Origin of the sequence: Flavobacterium pectinovorum (assembly GCF_022802975.1) — a bacterium.
GTDB classification, from domain to species: Bacteria; Bacteroidota; Bacteroidia; order Flavobacteriales; family Flavobacteriaceae; genus Flavobacterium; species Flavobacterium pectinovorum_B.
The window spans coordinates 239,850-261,726 of record NZ_JAFEVZ010000002.1 but is presented as its reverse complement, the minus strand read 5'-3'; the positions used below and the strand labels follow the sequence as shown (position 1 = coordinate 261,726).

Below are 21,877 nucleotides of genomic sequence, written 5' to 3'. Positions count from 1 at the left end.
TTATTTATTAAAAAAATCTTTTAAAATTTTCATTGTAAACATTTTGGCCCCCGCATCTGTCATGTGACCACAAGACGAAAAGTATTTATTTTCTACCACTACGTTTTCATAATTATGAATTTCGGGGTACGCTTTTTTCACTTTATCAAAATAGTTCATTCCCACTACATTCTCGCACATTGGCGTCATTACAGCAATAAAATTGATATTATTGTCTCTACAAATATTCTTGATTTCTTCGTAATATTTGTTACGTTTTAAAGGTTTTAGATTGAGAATATTATTTTTCATGTTACCATTTTGGTGTTTCGCTAATGGGTAATATCCTAAATTATCTAAAGCATTTGTTTTTTCTCCAGTTACAATTTTATAAGTTTCTCTAAATCCAATTTTACCATCATATTTTACATATCTGTAAAAAGGGATATAATACAATTCATTAAAATTTTCCTGAGTTTCGAAATGATTTTTTATTACAGCTGAATTGTGAATATAAGGTAAAAATTTGGCCGAAATCCCTTCTGATTCGTGGTCGTTTGAAAGATTTAAATCGGCTTCCAGAATTACATTTTTGATTGTATATTTTCTTTCAATCATCAATTTCAGCATCAGGGAAGCTTCAAACAAATGCCCTCCGCTCATTCCGTAATTAAATGTTTTTAATCCTTTATCCTCAAACATTTTTGAAACAAAATGATTATTAGCCCGGGAGGAACCCAAAATTACGACATCATAATTTTGCTGTTTTGAATTAAAAACTGTTTCAATTTTTCCTCTGTTTTTAGATTGTAAAAAAACACACGTATAAATTCCGTCTAAAACTATAGCAATTAGCAGAACTACAACAAGGATTTTGGCTATATAAATTAGAAAATGCTTCATTAAAACTGAAAATATATAAATTCTTTATAATCTGAAAAAGTACCAAAAGCCATAATAGCTATAATGGCCAAAGCTAATTTTAACAGGCTTCTTTTTCCTGAAATAGGTTCAATTTTAGTCCGGTTATTCCATTCTACCAAAACAAATAATCCAATCATAAGAAGTAATTCGTAACTGTATCGTTCGTTGTCTAAATATTGAAAACCAAAATCTTTACTGGTAAAAATTCGTTTTAAATACAAAACAGCATCTGTTATAGTTTTAGCTCTAAAAAATACCCACGCAATGCAAGTAATTAAAAAAGTCGAAAGAATACTAACCAATGTCTTCACAGAATTAAAGTTCCATGAAAGCGCTATTGTATCCATATTGTTTCGATTACTACTGCGCAAAAGTAACGGTAGAAAATAAACTGCGTTTATAAATCCCCAGGCTATGTATGTCCAATTGGCTCCATGCCAAAAACCGCTAACTACAAAAATGATAAAAGTGTTTCTAATTTTCATCCAAAGTCCGCCTTTACTTCCTCCTAAGGGAATGTACAAATAATCACGAAACCAGGATGAAAGTGAAATGTGCCAGCGACGCCAAAATTCGGCTATATCTCTTGAAAAGTAAGGATAATTGAAATTTCTCAATAAATCCAAACCAAATAATTTTGAAGTACCTAATGCAATATCCGAATATCCTGAAAAGTCACCATAGATTTGAAAAGCAAAATAAATGGCTCCCAGAATCAATGAAAAGGAATTCATAGAAGGATAATGATCGAAAATGGCATTAGCGTAAGTAGCACAAGTATCAGCAATGACTACTTTTTTAACCAATCCCCAAATAATTTGATAAATGCCTTCTTTGGCTTTTTCAAAATTAAACTCACGTTTTACTTTTACCTGAGGCAATAAATGAGTGGCTCTTTCGATTGGACCGGCTACCAGAAGCGGAAAGTAACTTACAAACAGTGAATAATCTACAAAATTATATTCGGCTTTAATTCGCTTATAATAGATATCAATTACATACGATAAACCGTGAAACGTATAAAATGAAATTCCGACTGGAAGAATTACATTCAGTAAAATTGGACTCGCCTGTAATCCAACTGAATTTAATAATTCTGAAAATGAAACGGAAAAAAAGTTATAGTATTTAAAGATTCCTAAAAACCCTAAATTGACTAAAATACTGAGCCAGAACCAAAACTTACGGCTTTTCTCAGATTTTCCTTTTTCTATCTGAATTCCGGTATAATAGTCTAAAAAAGTTGAAAACACCAATAAAAAAAGGAATCTCCAGTCCCAACATGAATAAAAATAGTAACTGGCAATAATTAATAAAGCATTTTGGCTGCTTTTTGTTTTATTGAATACAAACCAATACAAGAAAAAAACGATTGGCAAAAAAACAGCAAATGCTATGGAGTTAAAAAACATAAATTAATTTATATAAAAAAGCCAAAAGTACTAAAATCTTTGGCTTAGAATAGCTTCAATACTTTCCCAAATCCTGTTAGAAGCATTTTCCGGAGGATCCTGATTAATTATTTCGAACCAATTTTGGGCCTTGTTGACAATTTCATTTTTTTGTTCTAAACCAAATTTAATTTTGTTCGCTATTTCATCTGGAGAATTTAACCAAATAACCGCCTTTTCATCAGACATGGAACGAAAATGAACATAATTATAAATTTTAGAAACTGACCAGTTTTTGTCTATTTTATTTGGCACATCATAATTAAGAAATGCACATGGTTTTTTGAAACATGCATAATCAAACACCATTGACGAACCCAGATTAATTACCATTTCAGTATGATATATTGTATTAACCTGCAACGTATTATCTGCCTGAGTTGGCAAAATAGTATTCCATTCTTCTCCTGTTTTTTGCCATAAAGGAACTATTGGAGTAATAATGTCTTTATTTTTTTCTAAAACAAAATCATATCTATTTGAGAAATCTACAGGGCATCTTCTAAAAATAATTCCCAAAGAACTTCCCTGATTATTTAATTCACGAACCGCTTGGGCAACATTATTCAGATACTGAGGGTCGTCTGGACAAGTTGTAATATCATCACCGGAATAACAAATATATTTTTTGTTTAAATCGAGATGGTGCTGTTTGTAAAATTCCTCTTTTGGAATCAATTTGTTTTTATCAAAGTGAATTTCAAACTGTGGTGTTCCAGTAATAGAAATTTGATTTTCTTTGATATAAGGATAATAATGTAGTAATTCCCTTTTCATGTGTTCACTCCATACAAAATAAAAATCCGTTTCAACTACCATAGTAGCCTTTGGCAAATTATCCCATGAAAAAATAAATGTTGCTGTAGGAATCCCTATTTTTTTTGCTGCTAATAAAGGTGCAATTGCTAAAACCGGGCGTTGATTGGTACAAAAAACAAAATCAGGTTTTTCATCTTGAAGTATTTCTATGCAGTTATTGTAATATGGGGTACTACTTTCTAAGTTTTTAATTTTTTCACGAATTTTTTCTAATCCTTTAGGTGAAGAATGAGTCGCAATTAAAAATTTAGTTACCAGATTTTTCACGGCTGGCCTTATTTTTTTATATGTAAAAGGGAATCTATAGGTATTATAAACTGTATCTTTTTCAGTCTTAATACTCAAATTAAGTTCGATATGCTTTCTTGCATTTTTATAACTATCGGTTAATGGATTCGATTTCGCGCCTTTGATTTCGATTTCATCAAAACCCAATGTCGTCAAATCAAATGGTGTATTATTCCAATACTTAATACCAAAATTTTTGTCTAATCCAATTTTGTAAAAATTTGAAAAAGCAAAATTTCGAAGTCCGATACCATCAGGCAATAAAATAAAAATCTTATTATTGTTTTTCACTCTTATCTTAATAAAAATAAATATACTGTTTAAATGCTAGATAGCTTTTTTTGGTATAATATAATTAAATCTCTTTAATTTTCTCCTGACTCTTCTTATTTGAAATTTAACCTCAAATAAAAAATCATATATCATACCTTTTAAATAAAAAAGAATGTATCTAGATTCTAACATTACATCTTGATCATCAAAGCTTATCCATCGTTCCGGAAAATAATCAAAATCATTATGATGTTTGGCAAATGAACCTCGAAAATTTTTTATTGGTCTTACTATTTTAGTCTCTTTTTGTTCTCCTAGCCATGCTATCCACCATGAGAAAGTTGAATTACTAATAACAAAATCATCACATTTTGATCCTAAAGCCAATTGCTCAATAGCGGACAAATTTTCCAAAAAAAAACTATTTTTTAAAAATGAAAAATGATATTTACAATAATTAATATCATCGCTTGTAAAAATTAAATTTCTACTTTTCCAATCTGGAAAATTAGAAATAATGCTTTTTAAATAAAACTGGTGAGATAGTTGATAATAAAAAGGATGCTTTACAAAATCTCCCCTTCTAACAGATATTAATATTGTTTTTTTTTTAAAGAGATATTTATATTTTAAACAAAGTTCCTGATCAAATATTTTTTCAAACTGAAACAACTCTTTTACTAGATTTAATTTAAAATATTTTTCAGACTGTAGCCATCCGTCGATGTTGTAATTTTTATCCTCTAAATTCCAATCATAAAAACCATACCTTTCCTCTTTAAGTAATTCAAAATCAATATTTAAATTTTGCTTAAAAACAGGAAGTGGTTTTTCAAAATATTTTGAATAATCCCAATTAGGAAAAGAACATTCATGGCTAAATTTTTCGGCTAAACTCATTGTTGAAGCTATTTGAAATAGCTGATTTCCCAATTTTCCTTTATTACCTAATCTAGAAAATGTTATCATAATTATAAATCTTTAAACTGTTTTTGATGATTTAATTTCCATATTTTTTCTTTAAGAAGACATTCCAAAAAAAGTGTATTGCTATTTCCTTCTCCAAAATTATTATCTGAATATTGAATTTTGTGCAATTCTATTATGGAAAGTCCTTCATTTATGCCTTTTTCAGAATAATCGACATTAATAATATCTGCATGTACAGCCCTGTTTTGCTGGCGGGTTCCAATATTAATAATTGGAACTCCATAATAAGGTGCTTCGCGAATCCCGGCACTACTATTACCTATAATAAACTGACTGTTTTTCAATAATGTTAAAAAGTATTCAAATCGAATTGAGGGAAAAATTCTGAACCGGTCATTATACTTTAACTTTTTGTAGGCATCCATAATAAACTGGCTTCCTAAATCATTGTTTGGAAAAATAACCACATAATTATGATTGTCTTTCAATAAGCAATCTACAAAAGAATTTGCATGCTGCTGCATGAACTGAAATTCAGTAGTTACCGGATGAAACATTACAATGGCAAATTCCTGAAATGGAATTTCATAATACTCTTTTACGACATTTAATTCCGGTAATTGGCTGGAAAACATAATATCGATATCCGGAGATCCAATTATAAAAACCGATTCTTTTACTTCTCCCATTTGAATCAGCCTTTGTTCAGCTTCTTTATTTGATACAAAATGTATGTGGCTTAATTTACTCACACTGTGCCGAATTAACTCATCTACGGTTCCTGAAATTTCGCCACCTTCTATATGAGCAACCAAAATATTATTTAATGACCCAACAATTGCTCCTGCAAGTGTTTCTACACGATCACCATGAACCACTATCATATCAGGATTGATACTTTTACAATAACCCGACAAACCTTCAATAGTTTTAGCCAATGTTAAATCCATTGTGGTTTCGTGTGTATGATTCTCGAATGTAAATACATTTTTAAAATTACAACGTTCAATTTCTATCAATGTATAACCATAGATTTCCTGTAGATGCATCCCTGTTACAAAAACAAAAACTTCAAAATCAGGCTGTGCTTCCAGAACTTGAATTAATGATTTTATTTTTCCAAAATCTGCACGGGTTCCAGTAAGAAAAAGGATTTTTTTCATTGATTTAAAGCATTATTTTTTTAACTTTCTATAAATTTCCAGTCTCGTTTTTAAAATTAAAATATCATAGATTAATGTCTTGAAATAATTTTTTGTGTTTATGACAATAATTTTCTTGAAAAAAGATGCTACAATTACAACGACACTTTGGTATTTTTTTTTGTGTAATAAATACTCTGAAATTGTTTCATTTTTATACCTTAAGATATTTGATTTTCTACTCCTTTTTATAAAATAAAAAAAAGTTTCATTTAAATCTAAAATTTCAAACCCTTTATTAGCCACTCTTTCAGACCATTCTTTGTCTTCAATAGCAGATAGCCTTTCATCAAATTTAAATTGCTCCCATACTTTTTTATTTACAAGAGCACAGGCTGTCATTAATCCATAATGTAAAGGTTGAAAAACGATGAAATTATTTTTAACGGCCCTCTTATAATTCTCTATACTATTTATGTATCTGATTCCAGCAATTTTTTCTTTGGATTTTAAAGCAGTAATGGAATTTTTAAAAAAACTTTGACCTATTGGAATTGCATGTGAGCTAAGTAGCAAAACGTAATCTGATTTAGCTGTTTCAATACCAAGATTAGTTGCCCCGCCATAACTAAAGTCTTTTATATAAACTACTTTACATTTATATTTTTCAGCTATACTTACACTATCATCTGTTGAATAATTATCAACAATTATAATCTCTGTGTAATCCTCAGAATAAACTTTTGTAACGATAGATAAAACATTTTCAAGCGCTTTTGCCTCGTTTCTATTTCTAATTACTATCGATATCATAGATTTTTATTAAGTATTATTTAAAATCAGAAAAATCTAATTGCTCATCATTACTAATATCTCTCACTGCAATTTTATCTATCAAATCATTAAAATGCTCGGCCAGAATTTTACCTGTTCCCGGTCGTTTTACCCAGATATTTTCTTTAGATAATTTTTCTCCTTTTTTAATTGGCTTTATAGCACAAACTGTTGCAAAAGCAAAATCAATTGTAACTTGTTCTTCCAAAGCCGGTCTTTTGGTTCCGCCGCGCATCAGAGCTATTTCTGCACTTGAAACAATTAATTCCTGACAGGCTTTTTCATCCATACTACATACAATATCCGGACCTGAACGCTGCATGTGGTCTGTAAAATGTCGTTCCAAAATACTTGCACCAAGAGCTACTGCTCCTAAACAGGCATTATTATTCAAAGTGTGATCAGACAATCCAAACACTTTATCCCGAAAAGCTTCATGCATCTCTATCATGGCACCAAAACGAACCAAATGAATTGGTGTTGGATATAAATTTGTTGTATGCAATAAAGCAACAGGAATATTATGTCCATCAAAAATAGCAACCGCTTTTTTAATACTTTCAATCGTATTCATTCCTGTACTTAAAATAACAGGCTTCCCAAAAGAAGCTATATGTTCTAATAGTGGATAATTATTGCATTCACCAGAACCAATTTTATAAGCAGGTATATCAAATTCTTTCAAACGGTCTGCAGCGGCACGCGAAAATGGCGTAGAAATAAAAATCATTCCTTTACTTTCTACATAATTTTTAAGTTCAAATTCATCCGCTTCATTCAAAGAACAGCGTTCCATGATTTCGTAGATAGAAACATTAGCATTACCCGGAATCACTTTTTTTGCTGCTCCGCTCATTTCATCTTCTACAATGTGAGTTTGATGTTTGACTACCTCAACGCCAGCTCGTTTTGCTGCATCAACCATTTCTTTGGCTACTTGTAAAGAACCTTCATGATTAATTCCGATTTCGGCAATAACTAAAGGTGGGAAATCCACTCCAACTTTTCTTCCTGCAATTTCTATGAATGGGTTCATAAAATATGTTATGATTTATATTTTTATATGTTTATTGAAAAAATATTCTGCGTAATCAAAATCTTCCTGCGTGTCTATGTCAACTTTGGCAAAAATAGAATCTACCAGAAAAGGGAAGGCATTTTCAGAAATTATTTTATCTTCTAAAATCAATTTACCCTTACTAATATAAAGCAATCCGTTTTCATAAAAAAGTGGCTCTAAATCCTGACTGCGCTGACCTATTTCATAATTAAAGGGAATGAATTTTTGATTCTCTATTTTGCCAAATTTTTGATGATTCTGGCTTACAGTAAATAAACTATCATGCTTTTTTTCCTGATAATAATTGAAAGATTCTTTTAGCAAACTTTGCGGTCTTAACGGATTTGTAGGTTGCAAAAGAATAACATTTTCTATTGTATCATCGATCTGTTGCAATACATTTTTCAAAGCAGAAACTGTAGGTTCCAGATCTCCTGATAGTGATTTTGGTCTGTCAATTACTTTTGCTCCATATTGCGATGCTACATTTTTTATTTCATCATCATCAGTTGATACGTAAATTTCATTAATTATATCGCTATTTGCCTTAGCGTATAAAATACTATGAGCAATCAATGGAATTCCTCCAAGCAATTTTATATTTTTTTGAGGCAATCTTTTAGAGCCTCCACGAGCCGGAATAATAGCTATGGTTTTCATCTATTTCAATCTGTCTTTTGCATTTTCAATAATTTTATTCATACCTGAATTCCAGCTTTGAGTTGAATATAAATTATCCGGAATTACAGTTTCTTTTATTTCTTTTTGATTAAGAAATTCTAAAACAGCATCTTCCCATTCTTGCTGAAAATGCGAATTTTCTATTAACCTTCCTAACTTTCCATATTGCAAAACTTCCGGAACACCTCCTATTGCCGAAGCAATACAATAACATCCTGAATGCATCGCTTCTATTAAACTCATACCAAAACCTTCATGCCAGAGTGTGGGAAATAAATAACAATCGGACATTTGATAGTATTTAGGCAATTCATTATTTGAAATTTTTCCCAAAAAATGAACTCCTTCAATTTGTATATTTCGTGTGGCTCCAACAACCAGCAAAGCTGTATCTTTATTTTGTAAATGAATCTTTTTCCAAACTTCCAATATAAAGTCTAACCCTTTTTTTGGAAGATCTTTAGAACACCAAATAAATACTTTTTTATCTTTTAAATCTAATTCGTTTTTAAAACGCAATTTTTCCTCCAAAGAAATTTTATGAAACTTTTCAGTATCAATTCCATTATGCAGTATTGAAAATTTACAGGGCAAAATCGTATAACAATCCTTATGTACCTTATAACTGTCGTGCGTAAGTAAAATCATTTCGTCTATACTTTCAAAAAACCATCTGCCATGAAAATTTTCTAAAAAAGGTGGAAATCCATGATAAAAAAATTGAATTTGGCAATTTCCCCTCAAACCATTTTTAATCAAAAATTTCTGTAATGGCTTGATTATTCCAAAATTATCAACAATCTGGATAATATATTTTTCATTCGGCTTGACTACCCGCCTAAGTGCTTTTAAATATCCTGTATATGTTTTTTTAAAGAACTTTCTTTTTATTTTATCAACTATATTTTCAGAAACAAGTTGATATTTTACAGTATCAAAATGACGCTCTGGCTTATGGCAAATTACACAATCTATTTGGTGATTATTTTTTAAATAATTGTAATACATTGTAGTCCAACTGCCTATTTTAGAATAGGGCAGCGGAAATTGTGATATAAGGATTACTTTTTCCATTTAGTTTTTGAAAATTAACGCGTCTTTTTTATTTTAAAACTTATACTTTTTAGATCATTACTGACTTTATAGGTATAAGGAAATTGATGATAAAATGAAATAATATGTAAAAGCAGTTTATCATTAATTTCTTTTAAACTATAATATTTTGGCACTTTTTTACCTATTCTATTTTTGAATTTGTACTTTAAAGAATTTTGAAAATCATCTTCGACAAAACGAACTGATAAAATGCTGTTTTGAAATCGTGGAAGCTCAACAAACAAAAAATGTTCGATTACTTCTGTCTTATTACTCAAAACCAACTCATTATCAAACCCCTCCAATGCATTAAAGTCCGACTCTGAAATTACTTCTCCCCAAATTTCTGAATTTACATTCTCAATTTCACTTTCAGAATTATATTTTAAATGACAGTGATTTATTTCTACTATTCGGGATAATTGCAATTCTGTATTTAATTGTAAAGTTTCCCTGTTTCTGTAATTTGTATGCCATTGATGCAGCATCAGGACTTTTTGATCATAAAATACTAATTCACATCCTGTCTTTCTTATCCGATTATGAATTTCAGTATCCTCAGCTCCCCAAAAATGAAAAAATTCATCAAATCCCTGTATCTTTTTTAGCCACTGAACCGGAAAAAGTGTCATTCCTGTAGCCTCTTTAGTACTTAAAAATTTAATATTATAGTCATCATAATTGACACTCTCCTTCTTATTTTCATCATCTGACATGTAACCTACCTGAAAATAAGTGGCTTTGTCAGGATTGCATTCTTTTTCTAAAATTGATGTGAATTCTGGATGAAAAATCATATCTACATCAGCTGTAAAACAATATTCAGAATCAAGAGCTTTCAAAACATAATTAAATGCTTTGCTTTTATTCCATGGCTGATGAGCAGTATTTAAATAATAATATTGAATAAATAAATATTCTTTTGTCAAACTCAATACCTCATGAGCAATAGACAACTCAGATCCGTAATCGACAAAAACAACCCTAAAATTCTGCTTTTTTTGAGAAGCCAATGAATCGAGAGATCGCTTGATACGACTAATCTCTCTGTTTCGGTATGCATATAAAATAGTTATCATCTCAAAAATTTATAGCTTTACTTAGCTGGTATAAAAATCCTGTTATAATTAAAAATTAAACTCTCAGAAATATTTTTAATACTTTAAAAAGTACCCTTTTATTTGTTCCGTAATATTTTAAAAAATGATACAAAAACTCTAAAAACTGTACTTTTAATCTCTCTTTGTGGGAATTATATTTTGTTTCTCCCTTACTGGTCAATCCGTTTAAATCATATATGGCAAACGGAACGTTTAAATGAATAAAATTAATTTTTGCCTTAAATAAAACAAAATGCATTTTCCAGTCTGAAATATATTTTAAATTTTCATCAAAAAAATTATTCTTAAAAACCGAGCTATGATAAATTACCGCCTGTTGGCATATTGTATTTGTAAATGCAAACTTTTCATCTATTTGTAGCGGATATTCAACCTTTTTTTTAGTTTCATTATCCTGATCCAAATATATCGGCGCATAATACACCGCTTTTTGATTTAAATTTAAAACAATGTTTTTTAGTATTTCATCATTCAATAATACATCTCCACTATTCAAAAACAATAAATATTCTCCTGTCGCTTTTACTATCCCCTTGTTCATGGCATTATAGATACCGTTATCGGGTTCACTTATCCAATAATTTAAATTCTGATCCTGATTTTGTAGATATTCAGCACTGCCGTCAGTAGATCCTCCATCAATAACAATGTATTCAAATTCCCTGTAAGTTTGATTAATTACACTTTCTACAGTTTTTTTTAACCCTTGGCTATCGTTGTAATTGATTGTAACAATTGATAGTTTCAACATTTATTCTGTAATTTTAAATTCTTGTTTTATTCTGTCAAAAATTATCATAGGCGGATAACCAAACACAGATTCTTTCTTTTTATTAATTTTCAAATAAAAAAGTTTATCATACATTCTCTGCAAGAGTTTCAGATGCAATTTGTGAATGATATCATCCTGTTTTTTTATTCGTTCAACCTTTTTTCTTTCCTCATTTGATAAAACATTATTAACCTCATTTTTTATTTTATCGCTTGCCTCTTTAAAATATGCCTCTTTATAATCTAAAGACAATTGGTTTTTTGATCTCATTCTAAAACCTGCCAGTAAAGCATTTGTAACAAATAGTTTTTCATGTCTAAAAAAACGAATCCACAATTCCAGATCACTTGCATATTTCATTTCAGTATCCAATTTTGCTCCGGAGATATTCCACAAAGACCGTCTCCAAAAAACAGATTCCTGTTGAATCCAATGAAAATTTCCTAAATAATAATTCAGCTTAGACCATCTTTTGACTTTACTGACAGCTATTGTCCTTCCCATTTCATCTAAAGTAGACGGAACTCCCTGCAGCCAGTTTACACCTTTCAGGTTAAATATTTCTGCTACTGTAAAAAAAGCTTTTGGATGATACAAATCGTCTGAATTGATCCAGGCCATAATTTCACCGGTAGATTTGTCAAAGCCTTTTTGGACTGCTTCATAAAGACCGTTATCCGGTTCACTTATCCAATAGGCCAATTGGTTTTCATATTTTTTAATTATAGCAATTGAATTGTCTGTACTGCCCCCATCAATAACAATGTATTCTAAATTAGGATAATTTTGAGATAAAACCGATTGAATGGTTTGTTCTAAATATTCTCCTCCGTTAAAATTTGGTGTTACGATTGATATTTTGGGATAATTCATTTTAATTAATTCCTTTAATGATACGTATCAATTTTTGGTATTTTGAACAAAAAATACGTTTTAAAATTCAAAATCTCCAGGGGTAAATTCAAATTTTTTTATAAATATCATCCAAAAAGAAATCTATATTTAGTTTTTTTTCAAATGCCATCCGTGCATTGTTACTGTAATATTGATAATTTGTGATAATTTTCTCTATTGCAATGGGGATTTCAATTGGACTATTTACAGTTATGCCTATATTATGATCTTCAACAATTTTCTCTAAACCTTCTAATTTTGAAACTATTATTGGTAAACCATATTTTATGTATTGGTATAATTTGCCCGAAGCAGCACCAATTGAATTAAAATTCTCATCTATATTATCTGTTTTATAGATAACTAAACCAATATGGGCTGAATTAAAAATCTTATGCAATTCTGAAAATGCTACCGGATCTAATGATAAACAGAGATTATCTTTTCCTGCAACTCTAACATTTTCCAGATAGGACTGACCAATTCTATCATTCTTTATTCTATTATGAAATATAATTTTTGTCTTGCTTTTAAAATTATAATCTCCTGCTGCTTGTGCAATTTCATAACTGCATACTTCATCGCAAATCATACCTGCCGATAAAACTATTGTAGTTTCAGAATCTAAATTAAATTTTTTATAGAAAAAATCACTTTTTTGTATTTTATCATTTACTGAACTTTTTCTGGTAGAATTTGGCAATAATAAAAAACGGTCATGCTCAATATTATTAATTTTCTTATAAGCTTGCCATCTAAATGTATCTTGAATAAGAGTAAAAAGAACTTTTGATTTTAAATATTCTCTTTCATTTTTCTTAATGAGTTTATTTAGCCATTCTTTATTGCCCTTTAAATCATATAATAACTCTAATGACAGATTTATTATTTTCTCCGATTTCATTCTACTTTTTTTATGTACAAAAAGCCCCAGAGTATCAACGCAAAATGTCAAATCAAAAGATTTCTCTTGTTTCTTTTGTATTTGTTTAGAAAAGTTACTTATATCAAGGTATGATTTTAGTTGTTCTAAATTGTATAAAATCTGATCACATCTTTCTACCGAAATCAAATGCCAATTTTTAACTTTTACCAGAATCCTTGCAAAAGTGTGTATCATTTTCTTTTGTAAAAAATTACCTTTTGAAGGAATTCTACAAACCGTAACTTTTTCCTGATCGAAAGTTTCTATAATTGACAAATCGAACTCATCATCATCCCTTAGATAAACAAAAACCTCATTATTTTTTTCAGCAAAATATTCAATTATCGATATTAGTGTAGGTGCAACACCTAGCCAACCATCCCAGAATATTATTCCAATTTTTTTTGACATTAATTCTTTAGATTATTGCAGATACTACTTTATCAATATCTTCATCGCTTAACCCTAAACCACTTGGGATATAAAATCCATTTCGGGCTAATTTTTCGGCAACAGGATAAGTTTCATTTTCGAACAATCCCATTTTTTTAAAAACCGGTTGCTCGTGCATACACCAAAAAAAAGGACGTGTCCCTATTTTTGCCTCTGCCAGTTTTTTTACCATTGCTTCTTGCTGCTCTTCACTATCGGCTACCAAACCAAAAACCCAATAAATATTTTCAGCATAATCTGTTTTCTCTAATGGAAGTTGAAAGCCTGCCAGTTTTTTTAGCTTTTGACTGTAAGAGGTACCTATTTCTCTTTTTCTTTGAATATGATACTCTATTTTTTCCAATTGGGCTACTCCTAAAGCAGCTTGCAGATTAGTCATCCTGTAATTCCAGCCAAGTTCATGATGAATAAATCGTCTCCCTTTAGGTTCGAATGCTAAATTGCGGAGTTTTTTGCACTGTTCAACAAGATTTTCATCGTTACAAACCAGCATTCCTCCTTCTCCTGTTGTGATATGCTTATTTGGGTAAAAACTAAAAATACTGATATCTCCAAAACTACCACACATTTTACCTTTATAGGTTTGTCCGTGCATTTCGGCTGCATCTTCAATCAATTTTAAATTATACTTCTCACATAATGCCAAAACGGGATCCATATCGACTGGTAACCCGTAAATGTGCACGACAAGTATTGCTTTAGTTTTAGAAGTAATTTTTGCTTCGATTTGGCTTACATCCATGTTCCAGGTAACCGGGTCACTATCAACCAAAACGGGTGTTGCTCCCGCTGTTACAACAGATTGTGCCGGAGAAATAATAGTAAAAGAGGGCATTATAACCTCATCACCTGTTCCTATGCCTAACCCTTTTACCGCAATATCTAAGGCCGCAGATCCATTGGCTACAGCTATTCCGTGCCTCCTATTTACATATTGGGCAAATTGGGTTTCAAATCGGGAAATAAAAGGTCCTTCTGATGAAATCCAGCCTGTTTCAATACATTCCGAAACATATTTCAATTCATTTCCGGACAATAAAGGAGTATTTACTGGTATCATTTATTTTTTTCTTAAAATTAAGCAAACCCCCCAAGTTGTATCTGAAGGCTTACTTTTTGTTAAAAATTCTTCTGATTTAACAATTTCAAAACCAGTCAATCTTGCCAATAATTCTAATTCAGGAATAGAAAAATGACGCATTGGATGTAATTCTTTTAAAACCTGAGTCTGCAAGGTTTGCTTATCCTGAATATGAACTTCAAAATTTACATCGACCACATTAGTTTGAGTATGAATCGTAGATTCTGCTATACGTACAACCGAAATAGATTCGTCTTCCAGTCTTCGAATTCTGGTTTCAGGTTTTAAACTGTATACTGCGGGCGTGTACCAAAAATCGAACAAAAATATTCCTTTCGGTTTTAAATGTTTATGAACCAGTTGCAAACAATCAATCAAAGAGTCATTATTGGTTAAATAACTGATTACATGAAAAATAGAAATCACAGCATCAAATTGCTGATTCAATTCAAAATCTGTTATATCAGCCTGAATAGGTTCAAAATTAGGAATTTCTTTTTGCAAGGATTCCTGCACCATACTTTGGCTTCGTTCAATGCCAGTTATACTAAATCCGTTTTGGGATAAAAAATAAGCATGGGAACCACTTCCTGAACCCAATTCTAATATGTCTTTGACAGAGGGGTTCAACTCTTTTAAAGTCTGGGTAATATAATTGGTTTCCTCTTTATAGTTTTTATCTTTATAAAGCAGATCGTAATACTTACTGTAATTCAGAAAATTTGCCATTTTATTTTATTTTCAACTCGCTATCATCCACCGGAGTAAATCTAATTTTATCTCTATCTCCACAATAGGGGCCTTGTTTAACCTCAATCATTTCCGACTTCTCAAGCATCTGAAATCCATGACCGCCATCAGAAAGTAAGATTACATCTCCTTTTTCTAAAACTGCACTTTGTATATAATTTTGCTCATTGTCATAAAAATCAACCCGGACTTTGCCGCTTTTTATAAGAAGTACCTCTTGTGTCAAATGTACTTCACGAGGTACCAAATTATGACGGTGTGGCGCAATGACATAACCTTCGGGTCTGTTCATATAGCCCAGTTGTTGCGAATCATTATCATTGGTAAAAAACTCAATTCCTTCTTTTTTGTATTCCGATCGAATGATGATGGCGAGTAAAAGATTATTATGTTGAATATTTTCTATCATTTTATAATTTTTTTCCAAATAACAAAAATAATCGGTGGTATAAACAATTTTATTATTCTTTTTATTTTCTTGATTACTAATTCTTTTTTTTCTTTACCATAATAATCTCCTTTTCCAGAATATCCTAATTTAAATGCTTTAATTACTTTATCAATTTCTTCGACTTCAATCGTGAAAAAATTAGGAGCTGAAAATATCATTGGAGGAGTAATATTCATATTTGCATGTGTTGCCTCCATAGACTCGATATGATTAGTCATCGAAGGATTGGGATAAAGTGTTAACCATCCTTTTAAAACACAAACTGCCTGCCAGCGTATCGCCCACGAATCTACTTTTCCTTGTTTTTGCGAATTTAACATATTCATAAAATTATACGATCCGTAAACATTAAAAATATGCTTTTTAGCTACATCCTTCTCCAATTGTTTTACCAATTCGTCAACATTTGGATTAAAATCTTGCCATCTGTCTTTCCAAGTTGCCCATCCCCAACAATCCGGCAATGGGACAAAAAAATAATCTGGAAATTTTTTTCCACATCCAAAAAAATTGCATGCTCCAATTTGACCAACTTTCAAATTATTCTTATATCGATCTAATGAATCATTCATGTATGCCAAAAAATAAGGCGATACAATTAAATCATCCTCCAAAACAATAACCTTTCCATGATTATTTACAACTTCGGTAACCCCTTCAATAATCGAATTGGCTAAGCCTTTATTTTTTGGTTGAATTTTAATTATTACTTCCTTAAATCTGTTTTCTACAATAACTAAGTCTCTAACTTCTTCTATTTTCAACAAATCCTCATCAGCCGCATTTATTTTTGCACCGTCACAGTAAACATAAAGAATGCTATCCTTAGCCTCTTGATTTTGGGCAAGGGAATTCAATACTTGCTGAGTATGCCATGGACGATTATATGTAAAAAGGACTATTGGAGAATGGCTAGTCATTTATTTTATATATTGAAGTATTATATGTCCTATACATTAACGAATAATTATATTGACTCAAATATGAATAAATTTCGCTTTCCCTTATAATACAATCAATCGAAGTTCTTAATTCCTCTATCAAAATGTATTTAGGCTTGTATTTAACCCAATTATTTGATTTTAAAACATCTAAATCTAACCCCTCAACATCAATACTAAAAAAATCAATCTCTTGAGAACCTTCAATATGTTCTTCTAAAATTTTAGCCAATGGATATGTTCTGATTTCCTTCCTATCAATAATATAAAATTGACCTTCATTAATACCATCCTTTAGTTTTGCTTCCTCACAATTAAAAGTATTAAGAGCAGGTTCATTAAAAATATAATATGTCAAAATTTGTTCTTGTTTTGAAATTCCAATTTCTAAATTAATATCTCTGGGACGCATTTTCTCAAACTCCTTCATTATTCCAGGCATTGGATCGATATTAATACCTCTCCAACCTTTTTTATAAAACAGATAAGTATTTGAAAATCGTTTAGGATGATGTGCTCCAATATCCAAATAAAAACCATCCTTTTTGCCTTCAAAAATCCTTGTCAAAAGAATATCTTCTCCTTCTTGAGAATAAGCTTTATAAGAAAAATCACTAGTATTTGTTTTGTTTTTATTGTAGAAATATTTCTTTATAATTCTTTTGATAATTCCCATATACCTTTTATTAAAAATGGAGTATTTAATTCACTTACTCTCCCTGTACCATAAAAATCCCCATTTTCAATATCAATTATTGCTATGGGTTCTCTTAGCCAATCTGATTCAACTCCATCAACTTCAATTCTACCTTTTATAATGATATTACCATCATTTAATGGAAATTCATTTATTTTACAACTAACTCTTAATAAATCTTGTCTATTTCCGGTAAAACATATATCCTGAAAATCACTATACAAATAAGTTAATATATCTTCATACTGATTATGTAAAGAAAACCCAAGGTTAATTCTTTTAGATTCTTCATTAACCTTTAATATAAAAACCAAATTTATTGAATCCCCAGTAAGTATTTTATCAATTCGATTGCCATATTTATTTTCAATAAAAAAATCATAAAATAAAGTTTTACCATTTCCGCTTCTATCTTCTATTTCAAATATTTTTTTTGAATTAAAGCTATCAAAATTTATTAAATACGAATTCAAAGCACCTTCAATTCCTCCATCAAAAACAACCTTTCCATGTTCCATAACTATCCCCCTCGTACACAAACTCTTAACCGCCGCCATATTATGACTCACAAACAAAACAGTTCTCCCTTCACCTTTAGAAATATCCTGCATCTTTCCAATAGCTTTTTTTTGAAACTCAGCATCACCCACAGCCAAAACCTCATCTATAACCAAGATTTCAGGCTCTAAAAAAGCAGCTACAGCAAAGGCGAGACGAACAGTCATTCCTGAACTGTATCTTTTTACGGGTGTATCAATATAACGTTCACATCCTGAAAATTCTATAATCTCATCTAATTTTGAGGCGATTTCTTTTTTTGTCATTCCCAAAATAGCCCCGTTTAAGAAAATATTTTCCCGACCGGTCATTTCTCCGTTGAATCCTGTACCAACTTCTAAAAGAGAAGCTATACGTCCTCTTGATTTAATAGTTCCTGTTGTTGGAGCTGTAACTTTGGATAAAATTTTTAAGAGTGTCGATTTTCCTGCTCCGTTTTTACCAATAATACCCAATACTTCTCCACGCTCCACTTCAAAATTTATATCCTGTAAAGCCCAGACATAATCTGAATTCCCTTTCGTAGATCGGTCATTGGTATCTCCTATCTTTAAATATGGATTTTCCTTGCCCCGAATCTGATGCCACCAACGGTTCAGGTCATGGCTCAAAGTTCCGGTACCGACTTGCCCTAAACGGTATTGTTTAGAAATATTTTCGGCTTTTAATATAATATCTTTCAATTTAAACTTGGATTACAATAAAAAAATGTTAATTGGAATATATAGAAATTATTTTTTGATATTGCAATTATCTTATACAGTATCAATAAAACTCTTCTCTGTCTTATTAAAAATTAAAAGACCAATAAAAAATACAGCAATCGTAACTAATAAAGTATAGCTTAATCCTAAAACTGAAATTTCTCCGGTATTTAAAAGCATATAACGAGAAGTCTCAATGATATATGCCAACGGGTTATACTCAACCAGCCAACCAAATTTAGGCAATTTATCTTTAATCAATGCCATTGGATACATTACTGCGGAGAGATACATTAATAATTGGATACCGAAAGTAACTAAATAACTAAAATCACGGTATTTAGTTACCATAGACGAGATTAGCATTCCTAATCCTAACCCTAAAATCCCCATAACAGCGATCAAAACCGGAAAAAATAAAACATAAATATTCAAAACCAGATTATATCCTTTAAAATAATAAAAAATATAAAATACGATAAAAATCAAAAATTGAATTCCGAATTTTATCAGATTTGAAATTACCACTGACAGTGGTGTTATTATTCTGGGAAAGTAAACTTTGCCAAAAATACTGGCATTGGCCTTAAAAGTATCCGAAGTTCCATTAAGACATGCTGTAAAATAATTCCAAACTGTAATTCCGGCCAAATTAAATAAAAACGGAGGTATTGTGCCTGTATTGATTCCTGCAACATTATTAAAAATAATGGTAAAGGTAACCGATGTAAATAAAGGCTGAATTAAGTACCAAAGCGGACCTAATACGGTTTGTTTATAAACTGTAATGACGTCTCGTTTTACAAACAGAAATAACAAATCCCTGTATTGCCAGATTTCTTTAAAATTTAAAGAAAAAAAATTATTTTTTGGTGTTATTTCAAACAGCCAATCTTTATTATCAGTATTATTCATTTTTTAAATTAACAGGATTTTTACCTGTTCAGAAAAAGATTAAAAAGTAAAAAGGTGTTTTATAAAACACCTTTTTTGTATATAATTAAAATCTGACTTTTATTTGTCTAAAACTTCAAAAGTAGAATTCATACTCTTAAATTCAGGAACAATTTTTTTCATTTTACTTACTATATCATCGTTACTGTAAAAATTCGCAATTGCTATGAGCTCTTCAATTTCAGCATGCAAGTTTTCATATTCATCCTGAATTTCCTGAGCTATCATAATTTTATTATGATAAGTAGGCAACGTTTTCGAAGTATCGTTTAGTAATTCTTCATATAATTTTTCTCCTGGCCTAAGACCAACAATTTTTATTTTTATCTCTTTATCGGGAATAAATCCGGCTAACTTTATCATTTTTTTAGCTAAATCAATAATCCTTACCGGTTTTCCCATGTCAAAGATATAAATTTCGCCACCATTCCCCATAGCTCCTGCCTCCAGAACTAGCTGACAAGCTTCCGGAATGGTCATAAAGTAACGAATAATATCCTGATGGGTTATGGTAACGGGACCTCCCTCTGCAATTTGCTTTGTAAATAATGGAACAACAGAACCATTAGAGCCTAAAACATTCCCAAAACGAGTTGTTATAAATTTTGTAACACCTTCGTCCTTTTCTCTTTTATTTTTCAAAAACAAAGATTGGACATATTTCTCTGCAATACGTTTACTGGCTCCCATAACATTACTAGGATTTACTGCTTTATCAGTAGAAACCATTACAAATTTTTTCACATTATATTTACAGGACAAATCAGCTAAATTTTTTGTCCCTTTAACGTTTGTAAGGATTGCTTGTGAAGGATTCTGTTCCATTAACGGAACATGTTTGTAAGCTGCGGCATGAAAAACTACCTGTGGCCTAAAATCCGCAAATACTTTTTCTAAAGCTTTTTTGCTTTTAACATCTGCAATAACAGCTCGTATTTTAGTTTGAGAGTCTAATGCCAGTGTTTCTAAACATAAATTATGCAAAGGTGTTTCTGCATGGTCTAAAACTATTATTGTTTTGGGATTAAATCCTAAAACCTGTCTTACTATTTCACTTCCAATAGAACCTGCAGCACCTGTAATTAGTATGACTTTATCTTTTAATTGCTTCGATATAGATTTACTGTCCAAAACAATTGGTTTCCTTTCCAGTAAATCCTCAATTTGGATATTCTTTACTTTTTGAGAAATTTCCTTTTGGTTTTCCCAGTCAGAAATTAACGGTACTGTATATACTCTATAATTAAATTCTAAACATTGATCCACAATAATTAACTGTTCGTCTTTAGACAAACTCTTATCTGCGATAATTACCCCTTCAGCAGCAACAGATCGCATTAATGCCGGTAATTTTTTCTTTTGAATCAATATAGGTAAATCCAACATACGTTTAGAAGCGTTTTGGCTGTTTTTATCTACAAAACCAACAATCTTAAATCTTGAAGGAGTTTCGAATTTTAAGGCATTGGCAACTGAAATAGCGTTAGCATCAGTACCATAAATAACTGTCCTTATTAATTTAGAATCTGTCTTCTCTGAAAAATAAATTTCAAAAGTTTGTTTTACAACTACTCTATATAAAAATAATCCACAAAAAGACAGTACTACATTTATAAAAAGTCCCGTATTTAAAAATGCTTTATGTCCTGAATATAATTCAAACACCAAATTGAAAATCAGAAAGGAAATCAAAACTGACATTTGAGAAAACAGGAGCTTTATAGCATCAATATAAGATGAGTGTCTTATTATTCCTGAATAAGTTCTAAACAACCAAAAGAAAAATATATTAACAAGTATAAGACCTGATACAAAATAAAACTGATGTGATGTTACAATATACCCCAGAGCAGTACCTTCAAATAACATATAAGTAAAGGTAAACGAAAAGATAAGAACCATTATATCAATGGCAACGATAATCCACCTTGGCAAATAACTAAGATTGTTAATATTTGCTTTAAGGTTTCTTGGTGAAAAACTGTTATGCAACAAATCAGACATTTTGGTTGGTTTATCTGTATTCAAATTAGTTGTATTTAGTATTGAAAACTCTGCATACTTACAAAAGTACTAATTAAACAATTTAAAAAATTATTT

Annotated in this window: 21 protein-coding genes; all 21 read right to left on the bottom strand. The window is 30.5% G+C overall.

What is annotated here, in order from left to right; all coding sequences use genetic code 11:
• Complete coding sequence (locus FLV_RS03775; protein WP_243230865.1) at positions 1-882, bottom strand: hypothetical protein; 882 nt, start codon at positions 880-882, stop codon at positions 1-3.
• A complete protein-coding gene (locus tag FLV_RS03770) occupies positions 882-2,315 on the bottom strand; it encodes an MBOAT family O-acyltransferase (RefSeq protein WP_243230862.1) in 1,434 nt (477 codons plus the stop codon). The genes FLV_RS03775 and FLV_RS03770 overlap by 1 nt, the downstream gene beginning before the upstream one ends.
• Before the next feature lie 30 nt (positions 2,316-2,345).
• Positions 2,346-3,752, bottom strand: coding sequence for a UDP-glycosyltransferase (locus FLV_RS03765; protein WP_243230860.1), 1,407 nt, complete (start codon positions 3,750-3,752; stop codon positions 2,346-2,348).
• Positions 3,753-3,788: 36 nt separating this feature from the next.
• Complete coding sequence (locus tag FLV_RS03760; RefSeq protein WP_243230858.1) at positions 3,789-4,703, bottom strand: alpha-1,2-fucosyltransferase; 915 nt, start codon at positions 4,701-4,703, stop codon at positions 3,789-3,791.
• A gap of 2 nt (positions 4,704-4,705) precedes the next feature.
• Positions 4,706-5,827 (bottom strand): UDP-N-acetylglucosamine 2-epimerase, encoded by a 1,122-nt coding sequence (neuC, locus tag FLV_RS03755; protein WP_243230855.1) that lies wholly within the window; start codon positions 5,825-5,827, stop codon positions 4,706-4,708.
• A gap of 12 nt (positions 5,828-5,839) precedes the next feature.
• Positions 5,840-6,619 (bottom strand): glycosyltransferase family 2 protein, encoded by a 780-nt coding sequence (locus FLV_RS03750; protein ID WP_243230851.1) that lies wholly within the window; start codon positions 6,617-6,619, stop codon positions 5,840-5,842.
• 16 nt (positions 6,620-6,635) lie between these two features.
• Positions 6,636-7,676, bottom strand: a complete 1,041-nt coding sequence (neuB, locus tag FLV_RS03745; protein ID WP_243230850.1) for an N-acetylneuraminate synthase — start codon at positions 7,674-7,676, stop codon at positions 6,636-6,638.
• Between the two features lie 15 nt (positions 7,677-7,691).
• Positions 7,692-8,360: a cytidylyltransferase domain-containing protein gene (locus FLV_RS03740; RefSeq protein WP_243230849.1), complete on the bottom strand. Its 669-nt coding sequence runs from the start codon at positions 8,358-8,360 to the stop codon at positions 7,692-7,694.
• Positions 8,361-9,455 (bottom strand): glycosyltransferase family 4 protein, encoded by a 1,095-nt coding sequence (locus tag FLV_RS03735; protein ID WP_243230848.1) that lies wholly within the window; start codon positions 9,453-9,455, stop codon positions 8,361-8,363.
• Between the two features lie 14 nt (positions 9,456-9,469).
• A complete protein-coding gene (locus tag FLV_RS03730; protein WP_243230846.1) occupies positions 9,470-10,555 on the bottom strand; it encodes a glycosyltransferase family 2 protein in 1,086 nt (361 codons plus the stop codon).
• A 55-nt stretch (positions 10,556-10,610) separates the two neighbouring features.
• Positions 10,611-11,348, bottom strand: coding sequence for a glycosyltransferase family 2 protein (locus FLV_RS03725; RefSeq protein ID WP_243230844.1), 738 nt, complete (start codon positions 11,346-11,348; stop codon positions 10,611-10,613).
• Positions 11,349-12,242 (bottom strand): glycosyltransferase family 2 protein, encoded by an 894-nt coding sequence (locus FLV_RS03720; protein ID WP_243230841.1) that lies wholly within the window; start codon positions 12,240-12,242, stop codon positions 11,349-11,351.
• 88 nt (positions 12,243-12,330) lie between these two features.
• Entirely contained in the window at positions 12,331-13,599 is a 1,269-nt protein-coding gene (locus tag FLV_RS03715; protein WP_243230840.1) for a hypothetical protein, read from the bottom strand.
• A 7-nt stretch (positions 13,600-13,606) separates the two neighbouring features.
• A complete protein-coding gene (locus tag FLV_RS03710; RefSeq protein WP_243230838.1) occupies positions 13,607-14,701 on the bottom strand; it encodes a DegT/DnrJ/EryC1/StrS family aminotransferase in 1,095 nt (364 codons plus the stop codon).
• On the bottom strand, positions 14,702-15,451 hold the full coding sequence (locus FLV_RS03705; RefSeq protein WP_243230836.1) for a class I SAM-dependent DNA methyltransferase: 750 nt from the start codon (positions 15,449-15,451) through the stop codon (positions 14,702-14,704). It lies immediately after the preceding gene.
• A 1-nt stretch (position 15,452) separates the two neighbouring features.
• The gene (locus FLV_RS03700) at positions 15,453-15,881 is read right to left on the bottom strand and encodes a hypothetical protein (RefSeq protein ID WP_243230834.1); all 429 of its coding nucleotides are present in this window, start codon (positions 15,879-15,881) and stop codon (positions 15,453-15,455) included.
• Positions 15,878-16,843 (bottom strand): glycosyltransferase family 2 protein, encoded by a 966-nt coding sequence (locus FLV_RS03695; protein WP_243230833.1) that lies wholly within the window; start codon positions 16,841-16,843, stop codon positions 15,878-15,880. The genes FLV_RS03700 and FLV_RS03695 overlap by 4 nt, the downstream gene beginning before the upstream one ends.
• Positions 16,836-17,540 carry an FkbM family methyltransferase gene (locus FLV_RS03690; protein WP_243230832.1) on the bottom strand — a complete coding sequence of 235 codons (705 nt, stop codon included), beginning with the start codon at positions 17,538-17,540 and terminating at the stop codon, positions 16,836-16,838. Before FLV_RS03690 ends, FLV_RS03695 begins: the two co-directional genes overlap by 8 nt.
• Positions 17,516-18,802: a polysaccharide ABC transporter ATP-binding protein gene (locus FLV_RS03685; RefSeq protein ID WP_243230831.1), complete on the bottom strand. Its 1,287-nt coding sequence runs from the start codon at positions 18,800-18,802 to the stop codon at positions 17,516-17,518. Before FLV_RS03685 ends, FLV_RS03690 begins: the two co-directional genes overlap by 25 nt.
• A 72-nt stretch (positions 18,803-18,874) precedes the next feature.
• On the bottom strand, positions 18,875-19,738 hold the full coding sequence (locus tag FLV_RS03680; protein WP_243230825.1) for an ABC transporter permease: 864 nt from the start codon (positions 19,736-19,738) through the stop codon (positions 18,875-18,877).
• 99 nt (positions 19,739-19,837) lie between these two features.
• Positions 19,838-21,805 carry a polysaccharide biosynthesis protein gene (locus FLV_RS03675; RefSeq protein WP_243230823.1) on the bottom strand — a complete coding sequence of 656 codons (1,968 nt, stop codon included), beginning with the start codon at positions 21,803-21,805 and terminating at the stop codon, positions 19,838-19,840.
• Positions 21,806-21,877: the final 72 nt, after the last annotated feature.